At 62.1% G+C, this 14,670-nt stretch carries 12 protein-coding genes; 5 read left to right on the top strand and 7 right to left on the bottom strand.

The genetic code is table 11. The features are described from left to right. Positions 1-137: 137 nt before the first annotated feature. The 7 genes from AB4N80_RS03655 to rfbB all read right to left on the bottom strand — a co-directional run bounded on the left by AB4N80_RS03655 (position 138) and on the right by rfbB (position 7,272). Positions 138-593, bottom strand: a complete 456-nt coding sequence (locus AB4N80_RS03655) for a YiiD C-terminal domain-containing protein (protein WP_122565205.1) — start codon at positions 591-593, stop codon at positions 138-140. A gap of 36 nt (positions 594-629) precedes the next feature. Beyond that, the gene (locus AB4N80_RS03650) at positions 630-2,021 is read right to left on the bottom strand and encodes a sigma-54-dependent transcriptional regulator (RefSeq protein WP_305491516.1); all 1,392 of its coding nucleotides are present in this window, start codon (positions 2,019-2,021) and stop codon (positions 630-632) included. Then, entirely contained in the window at positions 2,018-3,826 is a 1,809-nt protein-coding gene (locus AB4N80_RS03645) for a sensor histidine kinase (protein WP_122565207.1), read from the bottom strand. The genes AB4N80_RS03650 and AB4N80_RS03645 overlap by 4 nt, the downstream gene beginning before the upstream one ends. Positions 3,827-3,894: 68 nt before the next feature. Then, the gene (gene rfbD, locus AB4N80_RS03640; protein ID WP_305469241.1) at positions 3,895-4,779 is read right to left on the bottom strand and encodes a dTDP-4-dehydrorhamnose reductase; all 885 of its coding nucleotides are present in this window, start codon (positions 4,777-4,779) and stop codon (positions 3,895-3,897) included. Continuing rightward, positions 4,776-5,321 carry a dTDP-4-dehydrorhamnose 3,5-epimerase gene (gene rfbC / locus AB4N80_RS03635; protein ID WP_122565209.1) on the bottom strand — a complete coding sequence of 182 codons (546 nt, stop codon included), beginning with the start codon at positions 5,319-5,321 and terminating at the stop codon, positions 4,776-4,778. The genes rfbD and rfbC overlap by 4 nt, the downstream gene beginning before the upstream one ends. Continuing rightward, positions 5,318-6,193: a glucose-1-phosphate thymidylyltransferase RfbA gene (gene rfbA / locus AB4N80_RS03630; RefSeq protein WP_460080726.1), complete on the bottom strand. Its 876-nt coding sequence runs from the start codon at positions 6,191-6,193 to the stop codon at positions 5,318-5,320. Before rfbA ends, rfbC begins: the two co-directional genes overlap by 4 nt. Next, positions 6,190-7,272, bottom strand: coding sequence for a dTDP-glucose 4,6-dehydratase (gene rfbB, locus AB4N80_RS03625; protein WP_460080723.1), 1,083 nt, complete (start codon positions 7,270-7,272; stop codon positions 6,190-6,192). The genes rfbA and rfbB overlap by 4 nt, the downstream gene beginning before the upstream one ends. 208 nt (positions 7,273-7,480) lie before the next feature. Here rfbB and AB4N80_RS03620 point away from each other — a divergent pair, with 208 nt between their 5' ends. The 5 genes from AB4N80_RS03620 to AB4N80_RS03600 all read left to right on the top strand — a co-directional run bounded on the left by AB4N80_RS03620 (position 7,481) and on the right by AB4N80_RS03600 (position 14,627). Continuing rightward, entirely contained in the window at positions 7,481-10,393 is a 2,913-nt protein-coding gene (locus tag AB4N80_RS03620; protein WP_460080720.1) for an aminotransferase, read from the top strand. Between the two features lie 259 nt (positions 10,394-10,652). Further along, positions 10,653-11,759, top strand: a complete 1,107-nt coding sequence (gene aguA, locus AB4N80_RS03615) for an agmatine deiminase (RefSeq protein ID WP_354337999.1) — start codon at positions 10,653-10,655, stop codon at positions 11,757-11,759. Positions 11,760-12,002: 243 nt separating this feature from the next. Next, positions 12,003-12,203: a hypothetical protein gene (locus tag AB4N80_RS03610; RefSeq protein ID WP_003196752.1), complete on the top strand. Its 201-nt coding sequence runs from the start codon at positions 12,003-12,005 to the stop codon at positions 12,201-12,203. 216 nt (positions 12,204-12,419) lie between these two features. After that, positions 12,420-13,091, top strand: coding sequence for a DsbA family protein (locus AB4N80_RS03605; protein ID WP_122565215.1), 672 nt, complete (start codon positions 12,420-12,422; stop codon positions 13,089-13,091). Positions 13,092-13,340: 249 nt separating this feature from the next. After that, a complete protein-coding gene (locus AB4N80_RS03600; RefSeq protein ID WP_122565216.1) occupies positions 13,341-14,627 on the top strand; it encodes an OprD family porin in 1,287 nt (428 codons plus the stop codon). The last annotated feature ends 43 nt before the right edge of the window (positions 14,628-14,670 follow it).

The following is a 14,670-nucleotide window of genomic DNA, read 5'->3' as shown; positions in this document are numbered from 1 at the left end:
CTTGTGGCAGAGGGGATTGTGGGAGTAAAGCTTGCTCGCGATACAGGCGCCCCGGTTCCTGAAAGTCCGCGGCGCCTGTATCGCGGGCAAGCCTTGCTCCCACACAGAAGTACTTCGCCACGGGGTCATGCGCTGTTTCAGCGGTGCAATACGTACTGCCCCTCAAACTGCACCGCCACGTCCTCGCTCCCGCTATTCAACACCTGCGTTTGCAACGCCAGCCGCGCCCGTCCATAACGCCGGTAGGTGGCCAGGAAGCGCTTCCAGAGCTTTTCCTCGGGCGCTTGGCAAACCACAGTCGCATCGCGTGTCACTGGCAGCGGATAGCTGATCTGCCCTTCCTGAATCACGATATGCCCGTCTTCGATGCCTTCCTCGCGCAGGGCCAGGTGCAGCCAGCCCCAGCCACCGAGTACGGCGCCGCAGTACAGGCTGCCCCCGAACATGGTGCTCTTGTGGTTGACGTTAGCCGCCAGCGGCAAGGACAGGCGCAGTTGCCGGGCCTGCCAATCGAGCACCTTGAGGCCCATGTCCCGGGTCAAGGGGATGTCGTGGTGCAGGATCGATTCCAGGTAACGACTGTCGCGGTTCATTGCGGGGCCTCTTGCTTGACGGGAAATGACGATAATTCAATCAGGCTCATCGGCCGAACCCTGGCCGCTGTCGCCGAAGGTCAGGCCATGCTTGCGCAACTTGTCGTGCAGGGTCTTGCGGGGGATGCCCAGGGCTTCGGCCAGGCTGCGCACCGAGCTGTGGGGGCGGGCCAGTTCGGCGGCGATGAGGGTTTTCTCGAAGTTTTCCACCTGCTCGCTCAAGCCGCCGCTGACCACTTCCACCGGCGCGCCCGGGCTGCCGTCGGGCGCGCTGTTGTCCAGGGCCAATTCCAGGCCCAGGGCAAAGCGTTCGGCGGCGTTCTGCAGTTCCCGGACGTTGCCTGGCCAGCTGTGACGCAGCAGCAACGCCCGTTGTGCCGGCTGCAGTTCGTGAGGCGGCAGGCCATGGCGAGCACTGGCTTCGTTGGCGAAATGCTGGAACAGCATCAGCGCATCCTCGCCCCGTTCGCGCAACGGCGGTATGCGCAGCGGCGCGACGTTCAGGCGGTAATAGAGGTCGGCGCGAAAACGCCCCTGGTCGGCGGCCTGGCGCAGGTCTTCCTTGGTCGCGGCGATGACGCGGATATCCAGCGGGATCTGTTGATTGCCCCCCAACCGTTCCACCATGCGTTCTTGCAGCAGACGCAACAGCTTGACCTGGACATCCAGGCTCATGCTTTCGATTTCATCCAGAAACAGCGTGCCGCCGTTGGCGAACTCGAACTTGCCGATGCGGCGTTTCTGCGCGCCGGTAAAAGCACCGGGTTCGTGGCCGAACAGCTCGCTTTCCACCACCGACTCGGCCAGGGCCCCGGCGTTGATCGCCACGAAGGGGCCGTTGCGCCGGCTTGAGAGGTCGTGCAAGGCCCTGGCGACCACTTCCTTGCCGGCGCCGGTTTCACCGAGGATCAGCACATCGGCGCGGGTGGCGGCCAGTGCGCCGATCTGCTCGCGCAAGCGCAGCATTGGGGTCGACTGGCCGACCAGGCGGGCGCTGAGTTCATGGCGATCGCTCAGGGCCAGGCGCAGGCTGCGGTTGTCCAGCACCAGGCGGCGCAAGGCCAGGGCGCGGCGTACGCTGTCGAGCAGATGATCGCTGGCGAAAGGTTTTTCCAAGAAGTCGTAGGCCCCGGCGCGCATCGCCTGTACCGCCAGCGGCACGTCGCCGTGGCCGGTGATCAGCAGCACCGGTAGCTCCGGGTCCTGGGCGTGGAGTTCGCCTAGCAATTCGAGGCCGTCCATGCCCGGCATGCGAATATCACTGACCACCACACCCGGCCAGTCACGGGGCAGTTGTCCGGCCACGCCCTTGGCTTCGGCCAGGGGCAGGATTTTCAGGCCAGCCAGGTCGAGGGTCTGGCTCAAGGCCTGACGTAGATGGGGATCGTCATCGATCAGCACCACCTCAATCCGGTTATCGATGGTCATACACTTCGGTCCTCGGACGGTTGCAGGCTCACCCCGGGCGCGCCGGCGCGCAGCTTCAGGGTGATCAGGGCGCCGCCTTCCTTGTGGTTGGCGAACGACAGTTCGCCGCCGAAGGCGCGCATCAGGGTGTCGCAGATCGCCAGCCCCAGGCCAAGGCCCTGGGTGCGCGTCTTGGTGGTGTAGAAGGGCTCGCCGGCGCGGCCCAGGGCTTCCATGCAAAACCCCGGGCCGTTATCGCGGATGTACAGGTTGACGCCGGTTTCGGTGGCCTGGGCACTGAGCCAGAGCTTGCGCGGCGGGCCTTTTTCGGTGAGCGCATCGAGAGCATTGGCCAGCAGGTTGCCGAGTACTTGGCGCAGGCGGGTTTCGCCGGCCTCGACCCACAGCGTGGCGGCCGGTAGGTCGCGGATCAGTTCCACTTCCATGCTGCGCCGACGTTTGGCGAGCAGCGCCAGGGCATCGTCCAGCGCCGGTTGCAGGGCGACGCTTTCCGGGGCGTGGCGGTCGCGGCGGGCGAAGGCGCGCAGGTGGGCGATGATCGACGCCATGCGCCCGGTCAGTTCGCTGATCAGCTTGAGGTTGCCGCGGGCATCCTCGGTGCGTTGGTGATCGAGCAATATCTCGGCGTTTTCCGCGTAGCTGCGAATCGCCGCCAGCGGCTGGTTGAGCTCGTGGCTGATGCTCGCCGACATGGTGCCCAGAGCCGACAGCTTGCCGGCCTGCACCAGATCATCCTGGGCACGGACCAATTCCTGCTGGGCCTGCTCGCGCTCCAGCACTTCCTGCTTCAAACGTCGGTTCAATCCTTCCAGGTCACTGGTCCGTTCGGCCACCCGGCCCTCCAGTTCCTGACGGGCCTTGGCTTCGAAGGCGATCCGGTCCAGGTAATGGCGCCTGCGTTGCATCATCAACCCGAGCAACAGCATCAAGACCAGCAACGCCGCGCCACCGATGGCGACCACGGTGCGCACCGGACGGTCGATCAGCGTGCGCGGGGCGAGAATGCTCACGCTCCAGCCGGTTTCTTCGATGGATTGGGTCTGGGTCAGCCAGGCGTTGGCATCCAGGTTCAGTGGCTTGGGATCGCGGGTTGGATAAGGTTGTACCGCGCTGATGGCCTTGCGCTCATCGTCACCCAACGGCCGGGTCGCACGAAATCGCCATTCCTGGCGTGATGTGAGAATGACCACGCCATTATGGTCAGTCACCAGCAACTGTTCCGGGGTCTTGCCCCACAGGCTTTCGGTGTGGTCGAGGTCGACCTTGACCACCAGCACGCCGATGACTTTTTCGCGGTCGTGCACGGCGGCGGCGAAGAAATAACCGCGCTTGGCCGACGTGGTGCCCAAGCCGAAGAAGCGACCCAGGCGCCCGGCCATGGCTTCGATGAAGTACGGTCGGAAGGCGAAATTACGCCCGACGAAACTGTCGTGTTTGTCCCAGTTCGACGCGGCCAGGGTCTTACCGGAAGGGTCCATCAGGTACATGACTTCGGCGCCGGTCTGGGTGCTGATGTTTTTCAGCAGCCGGTTGGCGTTGCCTTGGGTCACGCCGTCGTCCGGGGCCGACAGGGCGGCGCGCAGGGCCGGCAGCTCGCCGAGAATCTGTGGCAGCACCTCATAGCGGTGCAGCGTGCCCAACAGGTTGGCGACGTAAAGGTCCAGGGTCTGGCGGTTCTGCCCAGCCAGTTCACTGCGGTAATAACGCTCGGCCAGGTGCTCCAACGGCCACAGCAACGGCGCCAGGCACAGCGCGAGCAAGGCCAGGCTGCGCCAACGGGGTCTGCGGGGAAGGGTGGAATTCATGAGCATCGGGAGCCTGTGGTGACAGGCGTATTATGCCTAGTTGCTTCGCAAATACTATTTGTAAGGCCTTACCAGGCTTGTCCGGCAAGGCACTGTTGCAGCGCGTTTCGCCAGTCGGGTTGGCTCACCGCCCATTCCTTGAGCAGGCGGCTGCAATCCAGGCGCGAGTTCAACGGCCGAGGGGCCGGCGTCGGATAGTCGCTGGATGCAATGGGCTCTAGCAGCGCACACGGCTTGTGTCGTTCGAGCAGGTTTTCGCCGATGGCCTGGGCGAAACCGAACCAGGAAGTCTCGCCCCGGGCCGTCAGGTGATAGGTGCCCCAGGCTCCGGGTTGACCGGCCTGCCAGCGCTCGATCAGTTGGGCGGTGCTGTCGGCAATGGTGCCGGCCCAGGTTGGTGCGCCAATCTGATCGGCCACCACCCGCAGTTGCGGTTTTTCCTGCAGCAGGCGCTGCATGGTCAACAGGAAGTTGCGGCCCTCGGTGGAGTAGACCCAACTGGTGCGCAGGATCAGGTGCTGGCCGCCAGCCTGGCGGATGGCATTTTCGCCGGCCAGTTTACTGCGCCCGTAGACACTCAGCGGGTTGGGCGTGTCGTCTTCGGTGTAGGGAGCGGGCTTGAGCCCATCGAAGACGTAGTCGGTGGAGTAGTGAATCAACGGTATGCCTAGTTCGACCGCGGCCTGGGCCAGGATGCCCGGTGCCGTGGCGTTGATGGCAAAGGCTTGTTCCGGCTCGCTCTCGGCCTGGTCGACGGCTGTGTGGGCGGCGGCATTGATGATCAGGCCGGGCCTCAGGGCCTCGATGGGCGCGCGCAGGGAATCCGCCTGCGCCAGGTCGAGCTGGTCGCTGCCGCGTACGAGCAACTCGCCCATGCCGCTCAGGCGCGATTGAAGCGCCCGGGAAACCTGGCCATTCTGGCCGATAATCAGGATGCGCAGGGGGGTATTCATGGGAACAGGTCTGCCTCGTGCAAGGCCTTGCCGTTCTGGTCCTTGGCCGAGAGGATCGGCGCGCCTTCCAGCTCCCAGTCGATGGCCAGTTGCGGGTCGTCCCAGCGAATGCAGCGTTCGGCCGAGGGCGCGTAGTAATCGGTGGTCTTGTAGAGGAAGTCCGCCGATTCGCTCAGCACGACGAAGCCGTGAGCAAATCCTGGTGGTACCCACAACTGCCGATGGTTCTGCGCCGACAGGCGAACGCCTGCCCATTGGCCGAAGGTCGGCGAACTGCGGCGAATGTCCACCACGATATCCAGCACCTCCCCGGCAGTGACGCGCACGAGTTTTCCCTGGGCCTGTTCGATCTGGTAGTGCAGGCCCCGCAGCACGCCCCGGGTGGAGCGTGAATGGTTGTCCTGGACGAACTGCAGGGTGCAGCCGGTCGCCTCGGCAAACGCCCGGGCATTGAAGCTTTCGTAGAAAAAACCCCGATCGTCACCGAAGACTTTCGGTTCGATGATCAGGACGTCCGGCAAACGGGCGGCGATGACGTTCAACGTGTTTCTCCGGCGATCTTGAACAGGTACTGGCCGTAGCCGGTCTTGCCAAAATACTGGGCGCGCTCAAGGATATGTTCGCGGCTGACCCAGCCTTGCTGGTAGGCAATTTCTTCCAGGCACGCCACTTTCAGGCCTTGGCGATGTTCGATGGTCTGCACGTACTGCGAGGCTTCCAGCAGGCTGTCGTGGGTGCCGGTGTCCAGCCAGGCAAACCCACGGCCGAAGCGCTCGACGTGCAGGTCGCCGCGTTGCAGATACACATTGTTGACGTCGGTGATTTCCAATTCGCCGCGTTTGGATGGCTTGATGGCCTTGGCGATCTCGATCACGTCGTTGTCGTAGAAGTACAGGCCGGTCACCGCGTAGCTGGATTTAGGCGCGGTGGGTTTTTCTTCGATGGACATCGCCCGCCCTTGCGAATCGAAATCGATCACGCCAAAACGCTCAGGGTCCTTGACCCAGTAGCCGAACACCGTTGCACCACTTGGCCGGTTGATGGCCGTCTGCAGTTGTTCGCCGAAATACTGTCCGTGGAAAATGTTGTCGCCCAGGATCAGGCACACCGGGTCGCCGCCGATGAACTGCTCGCCAATCAGGAACGCCTGGGCCAAGCCATCGGGCGATGGCTGCTCGGCGTAGCTGAACTGCACGCCAAACTGCTGGCCGTCGCCCAACAGGTTGCGGTATTGCGGCAGGTCCTGAGGGGTAGAAATGATCAGGATGTCCTTGATGCCCGCGAGCATCAGCACCGAGATCGGGTAATAAATCATCGGCTTGTCATAAATCGGCAGCAGCTGCTTGGAAACCCCGAGAGTAATCGGGTGCAGGCGGGTGCCGGAACCGCCGGCCAGAACAATACCCTTCATCATGCAATTGCATCCTTGTTGTCGAGCGAGCCCAGACGCTCGCCCTGATAAGTGCCGTCTTGGACACGCTGGCACCACAGCAGGTTCTCGAGGTACCACTGCACGGTCTTGCGCAGCCCGGTCTCGAAGGTTTCTTGAGGTGTCCAGCCCAATTCCCGTTCGATCTTGCTGGCGTCGATGGCGTAGCGCAGGTCATGGCCTGGGCGATCCTGGACGAAGCTGATCAGGTCGGCATAGTGCTCGACGCCCTCTGGTTTGCGTGGCGCCAGTTCTTCGAGCAGCGCGCAGATGCTGCGCACCACGTCGATGTTTTTCTGCTCGTTGTGCCCGCCAATGTTGTACGTCTCGCCGACCGCGCCTTGGGTGACGACCTTGAGCAGCGCACGGGCATGGTCTTCGACGAACAGCCAGTCGCGCACTTGCTGGCCGTTGCCGTAGACCGGCAGCGGTTTACCAGCCAGCGCGTTGAGAATCACCAGGGGAATCAATTTTTCGGGGAAATGAAACGGCCCGTAGTTGTTCGAGCAGTTGGTCAGCAGCACGGGCAAGCCGTAAGTGCGTTGCCAGGCGCGGACCAAGTGGTCGGACGCCGCCTTGCTCGCCGAATACGGTGAGCTTGGGGCATAGGCAGTGGTTTCGGTGAACAGATCATCCACGCCGTGCAAGTCGCCATACACTTCGTCGGTGGAGATGTGGTGGAAGCGAAACGCGCGTTGCTGCGGTTCGGCCAGGGCCTGCCAGTAGGCTCGGGTGGCTTCCAGGAGGCTGTAGGTGCCCACAATGTTGGTCTGGATGAAGTCCGCCGGGCCATCGATGGAGCGGTCCACATGGGACTCGGCCGCCAGGTGCATGATGGCCTCAGGCTGGAATCGCGCCAGCACCGCACTGACGGTCGCTTGATCGACAATATCGGCCTGGACGAATTCGTAGCGGCTGTCGTGATCGATGCTGCTCAGGGACTCGAGATTGCCAGCGTAGGTCAGCTTGTCGAGGTTCAGGACCTGGTGCTCGGTATCGAGAATCAGGTGCCGTATGAGCGCCGAGCCGATGAAGCCAGCACCGCCAGTGATGAGAATGCGCATCCAGTTAAGCCTTTTTCCATGGGACGAGAAAATATAGAAGCATAGCTTGTCGGCATGGCGGGGGCGGTGCAAGCGAATATCCCATGGACACCCCCTCCCGACATAGCTTCTCAGGAGGGCTGTGCATATTTTTGAACAGGGGGGTTGCTTATCCTCCGACTCAGTGGCGAGATAGGCATCCGAACAAAACCACCTCAGGGGTCCTTGTATGCCATTCGCTACGTTGGTTCACCGTGCCAGTTTGCCAAGCCCACAGATCAGCGCCGAGCAAGCGCTGGTGCTGCTGCGCTCGAATTACGGACTCAGCGGTGACCTGCGACCCCTTGGCAGCAACCAGGACCTCAACTACCGCGTCGACAGCGAGCGCGGGCGCTTTGTGTTGAAAATTTGCCACGGCGACTACGCCGTCCAGGAAATCCAGGCCCAACACGCCGCCCTCAAGCAGTTGGCCGGACACGACGCGGTGAAAGTGCCGCGGGTCATTGCGGCCGCCAACGGCCAGGACCTGCTGACATTGGACGTCGACGGCCAAGCGGTTCACATGCGACTGCTGGAGTACATAGACGGCCAGTCCCTCACGCAGCTCAAGCACCTGACGCCCGAGCTGGTGACCGGCCTGGGCCGCCTGTGCGCGGAAATGGACCTGGCCCTGGCGACATTCGATCACCCGGGCCTGGAGCGCACCTTGCAATGGGACGCACGCCACGCCCCGGCCCTGGTCGAGTACCTGTTGCCTGTCATCGAGGATGAACAGCGGCGCCATCTGGTTGCCGAGGTCGCGCAACAGGCCGAGCGGCGCTTGCAGCCGCTCAAGGCCAGCCTGCCGGTGCAGGCGATCCACATGGACATCACCGATGACAACGTGGTCTGGCAGCGCGATGCCCAGCGCCAGTGGCACTTGCAGGGCGTCATCGATTTCGGCGACCTGGTCCGTACGTGGCGCATCACTGACTTGTCGGTGACGTGCGCGGCCCTGCTGCATCACGCCGACGGCGACCCGTTCTTCATCTTGCCGGCGATCAAGGCCTACCATGCGGTCAACCCCTTGCAGCGCCAGGAGCTGTTGGCCCTGTGGCCGCTGATCGTGGCGCGCGCCGCGGTGCTGGTGCTCAGTGGTGAACAGCAGGTTTCCATCGACCCGGATAATCAATACAGCCGCGACAACCTGGCCCATGAGTGGGAAATTTTCCGCGTCGCCCACTCGGTGCCCTTAGAACTGATGGAAGCGGCGATTCTCACCGCCGTCGGCCACAGCCTTCCGGCCATTGCCAGCGAGGGCTTTGCGCCGCTTTTGCCGACCCTGGTAGGGCGTGAGTTCGCCTTGATTGACCTGGGTGTGCTGAGCCCGCATTTCGAGGCTGGCAATTGGGAGCAGCCGGGGATCGACCAGCGCCTGCTGGATGAAGCCGCCGGGCTTCACGGCCTGGCCGCCAGCCGCTACGGGCAGTACCGTTTGTCTCGCACCCGTCCGGACAGCGCCGTCGAACCCGACACTTATCCGTTGCACGTGGCGTTGAGTGTTCCCCAGGGCACGCCGCTCGAATCACCGTTCGCCGGGGTTGTGCACAAGACCGCCGACGGCATGTTGCAACTGGACAGCGCGCAACTGAGCGTGCGCTTGTGGGGCGTGACATCGCCGCTGCATTCCGGCGCGGCGCTGGTCAAGGGGCAGGTGCTGGGTGAAGTGACAGGGCCGTTGCAGGTCCAGTTGTGCCGGGGCGCCCAGGTGAATCCGCCGCTGTTCTGCACGCCCTCCAGGGCCCTGGCCTGGCAGGCGCTTTGCCCTTCGCCGGCGGTGCTGCTGGGGCTGGCGTGCGATGCCGAGCCAGACGTCGATCCCGAGGCACTGCTGGCCCGCCGCGATGCGAGCTTCGCCCGTTCGCAGAAACACTACTACGTCGATCCGCCGCGCATCGAGCGTGGCTGGCGCAACCACCTGATCGACATGCAGGGCCGCTCGTACCTGGACATGCTCAACAACGTCGCCGTGCTGGGCCACGGCCATCCACGCATGGCGACGGTGGCTGCCCGGCAATGGTCGCTGCTCAATACCAACTCGCGTTTCCACTATGCGGCGATCGCCGAGTTTTCCGAGCGCCTGCTGGCGCTGTCGCCGTCCAACATGGACCGGGTATTCCTGGTCAACAGCGGCACCGAGGCCAACGACTTGGCGATCCGCCTGGCCTGGGCCTACAGCGGCGGACGGGACATGCTCAGTGTGCTGGAGGCCTATCACGGCTGGTCGGTGGCCGCCGATGCGGTGTCGACGTCCATTGCCGATAACCCCCAGGCCCTGAGCAGTCGCCCGGAGTGGGTGCACCCGGTGACCGCCCCGAACACCTATCGCGGCGAGTTCCGTGGCCCCGACAGTGCGCCGGACTACGTGCGTAGCGTCGAGCACAATCTGGCGAAAATTGCCGAGAGCAAGCGCCAGCTCGCCGGTTTCATCTGCGAACCGGTGTACGGCAATGCTGGTGGGATCGCACTGCCGCCTGGCTACCTGAAGCAGGTCTACGCGATGGTGCGCGAGCGCGGTGGGGTCTGCATCGCCGATGAGGTGCAGGTCGGTTACGGGCGCATGGGCGAGTTTTTCTGGGGCTTCGAAGAGCAAGGCGTGGTGCCGGACATCATCACCATGGCCAAGGGCATGGGCAACGGCCAGCCGCTGGGAGCCGTCATCACTCGCCGGGAAATCGCCGAAGCGCTGGAAGCCGAGGGGTATTTCTTCTCGTCGGCCGGTGGCAGCCCGGTCAGTTGCCAGATCGGCATGGCCGTGCTGGATGTCATGGAAGAAGACAACCTCTGGGAAAATGCCCGGGAGGTTGGCGGGCATTTCAAGGCTCGACTGGAGGCCTTAATCGACCAGTATCCATTGGTCGGTGCGGTGCATGGCTCCGGGTTCTACCTGGGCGTGGAGCTGATCCGTGATCGCGAGACCTTGGAGCCGGCCACCGAAGAAACCATGGCGCTGTGCGATCGGCTGCGAGAATTGGGAATCTTCATGCAACCGACGGGCGATTATCTGAACATCCTCAAGATCAAACCACCGATGGTGACCACGCGTCAGAGTGTGGATTTCTTTGTCGATATGCTGGCGAAGGTATTGGACGAGGGGCTGTAACCGATCGGGAACGTCAAGCTGTGAAGCTGTTTCCCCTGTGGGAGTGAGCTTGCTCGCGATGACGGTGTCCAAGCCACTATTAATATGGCTGACCCACCGCTATCGCGAGCAAGCTCGCTCCCACAGGGGCTTAGCGTGTTTAAATCGATTTTTGTCGATGTTTTTGCCTTCCTTCTGGTAGTTTTTAGGTTATTAGACTTTATTAGTCGATATTTATCGTCTATAAAGGTGTCACTGCCCATCGCCCAGGAGATGACCCATGACAACGTTGCACAGCACTCCGCGCGCGGATGGTTTCCACATGCCAGCCGAATGGGCGCCCCAGACCCAGGTCTGGATGATCTGGCCCGAGCGCCCGGATAACTGGCGCCTGGGCGGCAAGCCCGCGCAGGCTGCCCATGTCGCGGTTGCCAAGGCCATCGCCCGTTTTGAACCGGTGACCGTGGCGGTCTCTGCGGCCCAATACGAAAATGCCCGGGCGCGCCTCGACGTGCCTAATATCCGCCTAGTGGAAATGTCCAGCGACGATGCCTGGGTCCGCGATACCGGTCCTACATTCGTGATCAATGACCGCGGTGAAGTGCGCGGTGTCGACTGGGATTTCAACGCCTGGGGCGGTTTTGACGGCGGCCTGTATGCGCCGTGGAACCGCGATTCGCAAGTGGCCAGCAAGATCCTCGAGATCGAGCGCAGCCCGCGTTATCACACCGAAGGTTTTGTGCTCGAGGGCGGGTCGATCCATGTGGACGGCGAAGGCACCGTGATCTCCACCGAGGAATGCCTGCTCAACCGCAATCGCAACCCGCACATGAGCCGTGAAGAAATCGAGGCGGTACTCAGCGCACAATTGGCCGTGGACAAGGTCATCTGGCTGCCGGACGGTCTGTTCAATGACGAAACCGACGGTCATGTGGATAACTTCTGCTGCTACGTGCGTCCTGGCGAGGTGCTGCTTGCCTGGACCGACGACCCGCAAAACCCGAACTACACCCGCTGCCATGCGGCGATGGACGTGCTGGAAAACAGCACTGATGCCAAGGGTCGCCCGTTCACAGTGCACAAAATGCCGATTCCGGGGCCGATGTATGCCACCGAAGAGGAATGTGCGGGGGTGGATGCGGTGGAGGGATCCCAGGAACGCAACCCGAGCGTGCGACTGGCCGGTTCCTATGTGAACTTCCTGATCGTCAACGGCGGCATCATTGCGCCCAGCTTTGACGATCCGCTGGATGGCCCGGCCCAGGCGCTTCTGCAGAGCCTGTTCCCGGAGCACGAAGTGGTCATGGTGCCAGGGCGCGAACTGTTACTGGGCGGCGGGAATATCCATTGCCTTACCCAACAGCAACCCGCGCCATACGTAAAATGAGTGGCGATGTAACAGCCTGCTGATAGCGCCTGCGCCGGCTCTAACTCGGCGATTTTGGATCCATCCCGGCAAGCCCGCGGCCCGATTGGGCCGTGGGTTTTTTTGTGTCTGTTAATGGGGGGCGCGGTTACATTGGCATAGCTCTTGTATCGGATCAGTGGCAGTTCCGGGGAGTGGAGCTGAGTTGTTTTGTCATAAACCTTGGATAAATTAGCCGCTCATCAACCAGGAGAGGGCGCTGGAATGAATATGACAAGCGAGCGCACATGCCATCCCTTGGCCGTTAATGGTGAGTCGCTTCAAGCCTTGGCGCAGTGGTTGAAGTCCAACGGAACGCGTCAGATCAGAGAACCTGATCCGCGCCGGATGATCGTTGAGCGTTATCCCGTTGGCCTGTTTAGCGAGGCAGAGCTGGAAGCGTTGTGGGATGTAATGCAAGGATAGAATTCGACGGATTGATAAAAAGCGCTGGCCGGGATGGCAGCGCTTTTTTTGTGCCCGCTGGATGTCGAATTCACTTAAATCCCTGTGGGAGGGTGTTCAATTCAAGTGGGCATTCGCCCGATCCACGAAACACACTGAAAACCGTTCCAGCGTTTTTCCAAAGCACTCCAGAGACTAACCTGCTGCCATCGAACCCTCATGGCTAGCGGAGTTTCCATGACCACTCTTCATTACATCTACGACCCGCTGTGCGGCTGGTGCTATGGCGCCAAGCCGCTGGTGCAGGCGGCCCGGAGCGTATTGCCGGTGACCCTGCATGGCGGCGGCATGATGACCGGCACCAATCGCCAGCAGGTCTCACCGCAGTTGCGCAATTATGTGATGCCCCATGACCGGCGCATCGCCGAATATTCCGGGCAGCCATTTGGCGAGGCCTATTTCGAAGGCTTGCTGCGAGACCACAGCGCGGTGTTCGATTCGACGCCGCCGACCGCCGCCGTCCTGGCGGCCGAACAGCTCGGCGGCCACGGCCTGGAACTGCTGGGGCGCTTGCAAACCGCGCACTACGTCGAAGGCCGGCGCATCGCGGACGACGCCGTCCTGCTGGAACTCGCTCACTCCGTCGGCCTGCCGGCCGAGGCATTCCTGGCGGCGTTCCGTGCGGCTGATGTGCAAGGGCACATCAAGGCCAGCCGCACCTTGCTGGCCCAGGTCGGCGGCCAGGGCTTCCCAACCCTGGCCCTGGAGCAGGACGGCCGGTTCACGCTGATCGACATCGGCCCCTGGCTGGGCAAGCCCGAGGCCTTCGCCCAATGGCTGAAGCAAACCCTGCCGGAGCAGGCCGCTGCGCCATCAGCGACTTGCGGTTTGGATGGTTGTTCGTTTTGATCGGTTCTTAGACATTTTTCGCCTAATTACAGACAATTCACGAAATTGACACACCGTTGAGGGCGCGACTAGGATTCGCCCTACGCCTGTGGCTGACAGCCATGACTCTTAAATAATAAAAAGGCCCGACACGATCAGACGTGGGCGGGCCTTTTCATTATTTTCAGGAGCAAGAGTCCGAAAAAGAGCGCAAAGCGCCATTTCGGCTGCTCGCCGCGGTGCGTATCAACCCGTACAAGGAAAATAATCATGTTGAACAAGCGCATTAGTTTGATCGCACTGGGGATCTTGAGCACGACACACGCCATGGCCAACGACCAGGCGGAATCAAAGGGGTTCGTTGAAGACAGCAGCCTGAAAGTGCTGCTGCGCAACGCTTATATCAACCGCGACTACAAAGACGGCAACAAGGACAAGGCCGAATGGGGCCAGGCGGCCATCGGTACGTTCTCGTCCGGTTTCACCCAAGGCACAGTGGGCGTGGGTGTAGATGCTTTCGGCCTGTACGCGTTGCGTCTGGACGGCGGCAAGGGGCGTAGCGGTGCGCAAGGCATCGATTTCTTCAAGAAAGGTGACAGCGGCAACGCGGCCGATGACTTGTCCAAGTTCGGTGCGGCGGTCAAGTTCCGTGTCTCCAATACTGTATTGGCCTACGGTGACCAGATGCCGGCCCTGCCGGTGCTGAGCTATGACAACTCGCGCTTGCTGCCGGAAAGCTACACCGGCACGCTGATCACCTCCAAGGAGATCAAGGGCCTGGAACTGAATGCCGGCCGTTTCACCGCCGAATCGCGCAAGAGCGCCGAGGGCCGTGACAGCGGTGGCCTGAAGTCGATCAACGTCTTGGGCGGCAGCTATCAGTTCACCGAGCAGTTCAAGGCTTCGCTCTACGCCTCGGATGTCGAGGACGTACTGAAGAAGCAATACGTGAACGCCAACTACGTGTTTCCGCTGGCCAAGGATCAATCCCTGACCCTGGACTTCAACGGTTATCGCACCAAGCTGGACAACAGCTACGTTCGCGAAAACAACGTCACTGGCGACGACAACAAGATCTGGAGCCTGGCCGCCACCTTCGCCACCGGCCCGCACAGCTTCACGCTCGCCCATCAGCGCAGCACCGGCGACAGCAACCTGGGTTACGCCTACGGCGGCTATCAGCGTGGGCAGAACCGTGTGGGGGATGGCGGCAACACCATCTACCTGGCCAACTCCTACTGGTCCGACTTCAATGCTGAGGATGAGCGCAGCTGGCAGTTGGGCTACGGTCTGGACTTCACCACCTTCGGCGTACCGGGCCTGACCTACAACGTCGCTTATGTGCGTGGCGATAACATCACCACCTCCACCAGCGAAGGCGGTACCGAGCGCGAGATCTTCAACCAGTTCAAGTACGTGGTCCAGAACGGCCCGGCCAAGGACTTGAGCGTCAGGTTGCGCAGCTCCGTGTTGCGGGTGTCGCAAAAGTCCAGCGAGTACAACGTCAGCGGCAATGAGCTGCGGGTGTTCGTGGATTACCCGATCAGCGTCTTCTGATGCCTGATCAGGTTACGAGCGTATAAAACCGTGGCGAGGGAGC

It is taken from the genome of Pseudomonas sp. H3_A02 (assembly GCF_054671965.1).
The sequence above is the reverse complement of the archived record's forward strand: the minus strand, read 5'-3'. Positions and strand labels throughout refer to the sequence as shown.

Excerpts from the sequence above, each read along its gene's own strand:
- AB4N80_RS03620 (WP_460080720.1), top strand. The coding sequence starts at position 7,481 with ATGCCATTCGCTACGTTGGTTCACCGTGCCAGTTTGCCAAGCCCACAG.
- AB4N80_RS03645 (WP_122565207.1), bottom strand. The coding sequence starts at position 3,826 with ATGAATTCCACCCTTCCCCGCAGACCCCGTTGGCGCAGCCTGGCCTTG.
- AB4N80_RS03610 (WP_003196752.1), top strand. The coding sequence starts at position 12,003 with ATGAATATGACAAGCGAGCGCACATGCCATCCCTTGGCCGTTAATGGT.
- rfbB (WP_460080723.1), bottom strand. The coding sequence starts at position 7,272 with ATGCGCATTCTCATCACTGGCGGTGCTGGCTTCATCGGCTCGGCGCTC.
- AB4N80_RS03655 (WP_122565205.1), bottom strand. The coding sequence starts at position 593 with ATGAACCGCGACAGTCGTTACCTGGAATCGATCCTGCACCACGACATC.
- AB4N80_RS03650 (WP_305491516.1), bottom strand. The coding sequence starts at position 2,021 with ATGACCATCGATAACCGGATTGAGGTGGTGCTGATCGATGACGATCCC.
- rfbD (WP_305469241.1), bottom strand. The coding sequence starts at position 4,779 with ATGAATACCCCCCTGCGCATCCTGATTATCGGCCAGAATGGCCAGGTT.
- AB4N80_RS03600 (WP_122565216.1), top strand. The coding sequence starts at position 13,341 with ATGTTGAACAAGCGCATTAGTTTGATCGCACTGGGGATCTTGAGCACG.
- aguA (WP_354337999.1), top strand. The coding sequence starts at position 10,653 with ATGACAACGTTGCACAGCACTCCGCGCGCGGATGGTTTCCACATGCCA.
- rfbA (WP_460080726.1), bottom strand. The coding sequence starts at position 6,193 with ATGATGAAGGGTATTGTTCTGGCCGGCGGTTCCGGCACCCGCCTGCAC.
- AB4N80_RS03605 (WP_122565215.1), top strand. The coding sequence starts at position 12,420 with ATGACCACTCTTCATTACATCTACGACCCGCTGTGCGGCTGGTGCTAT.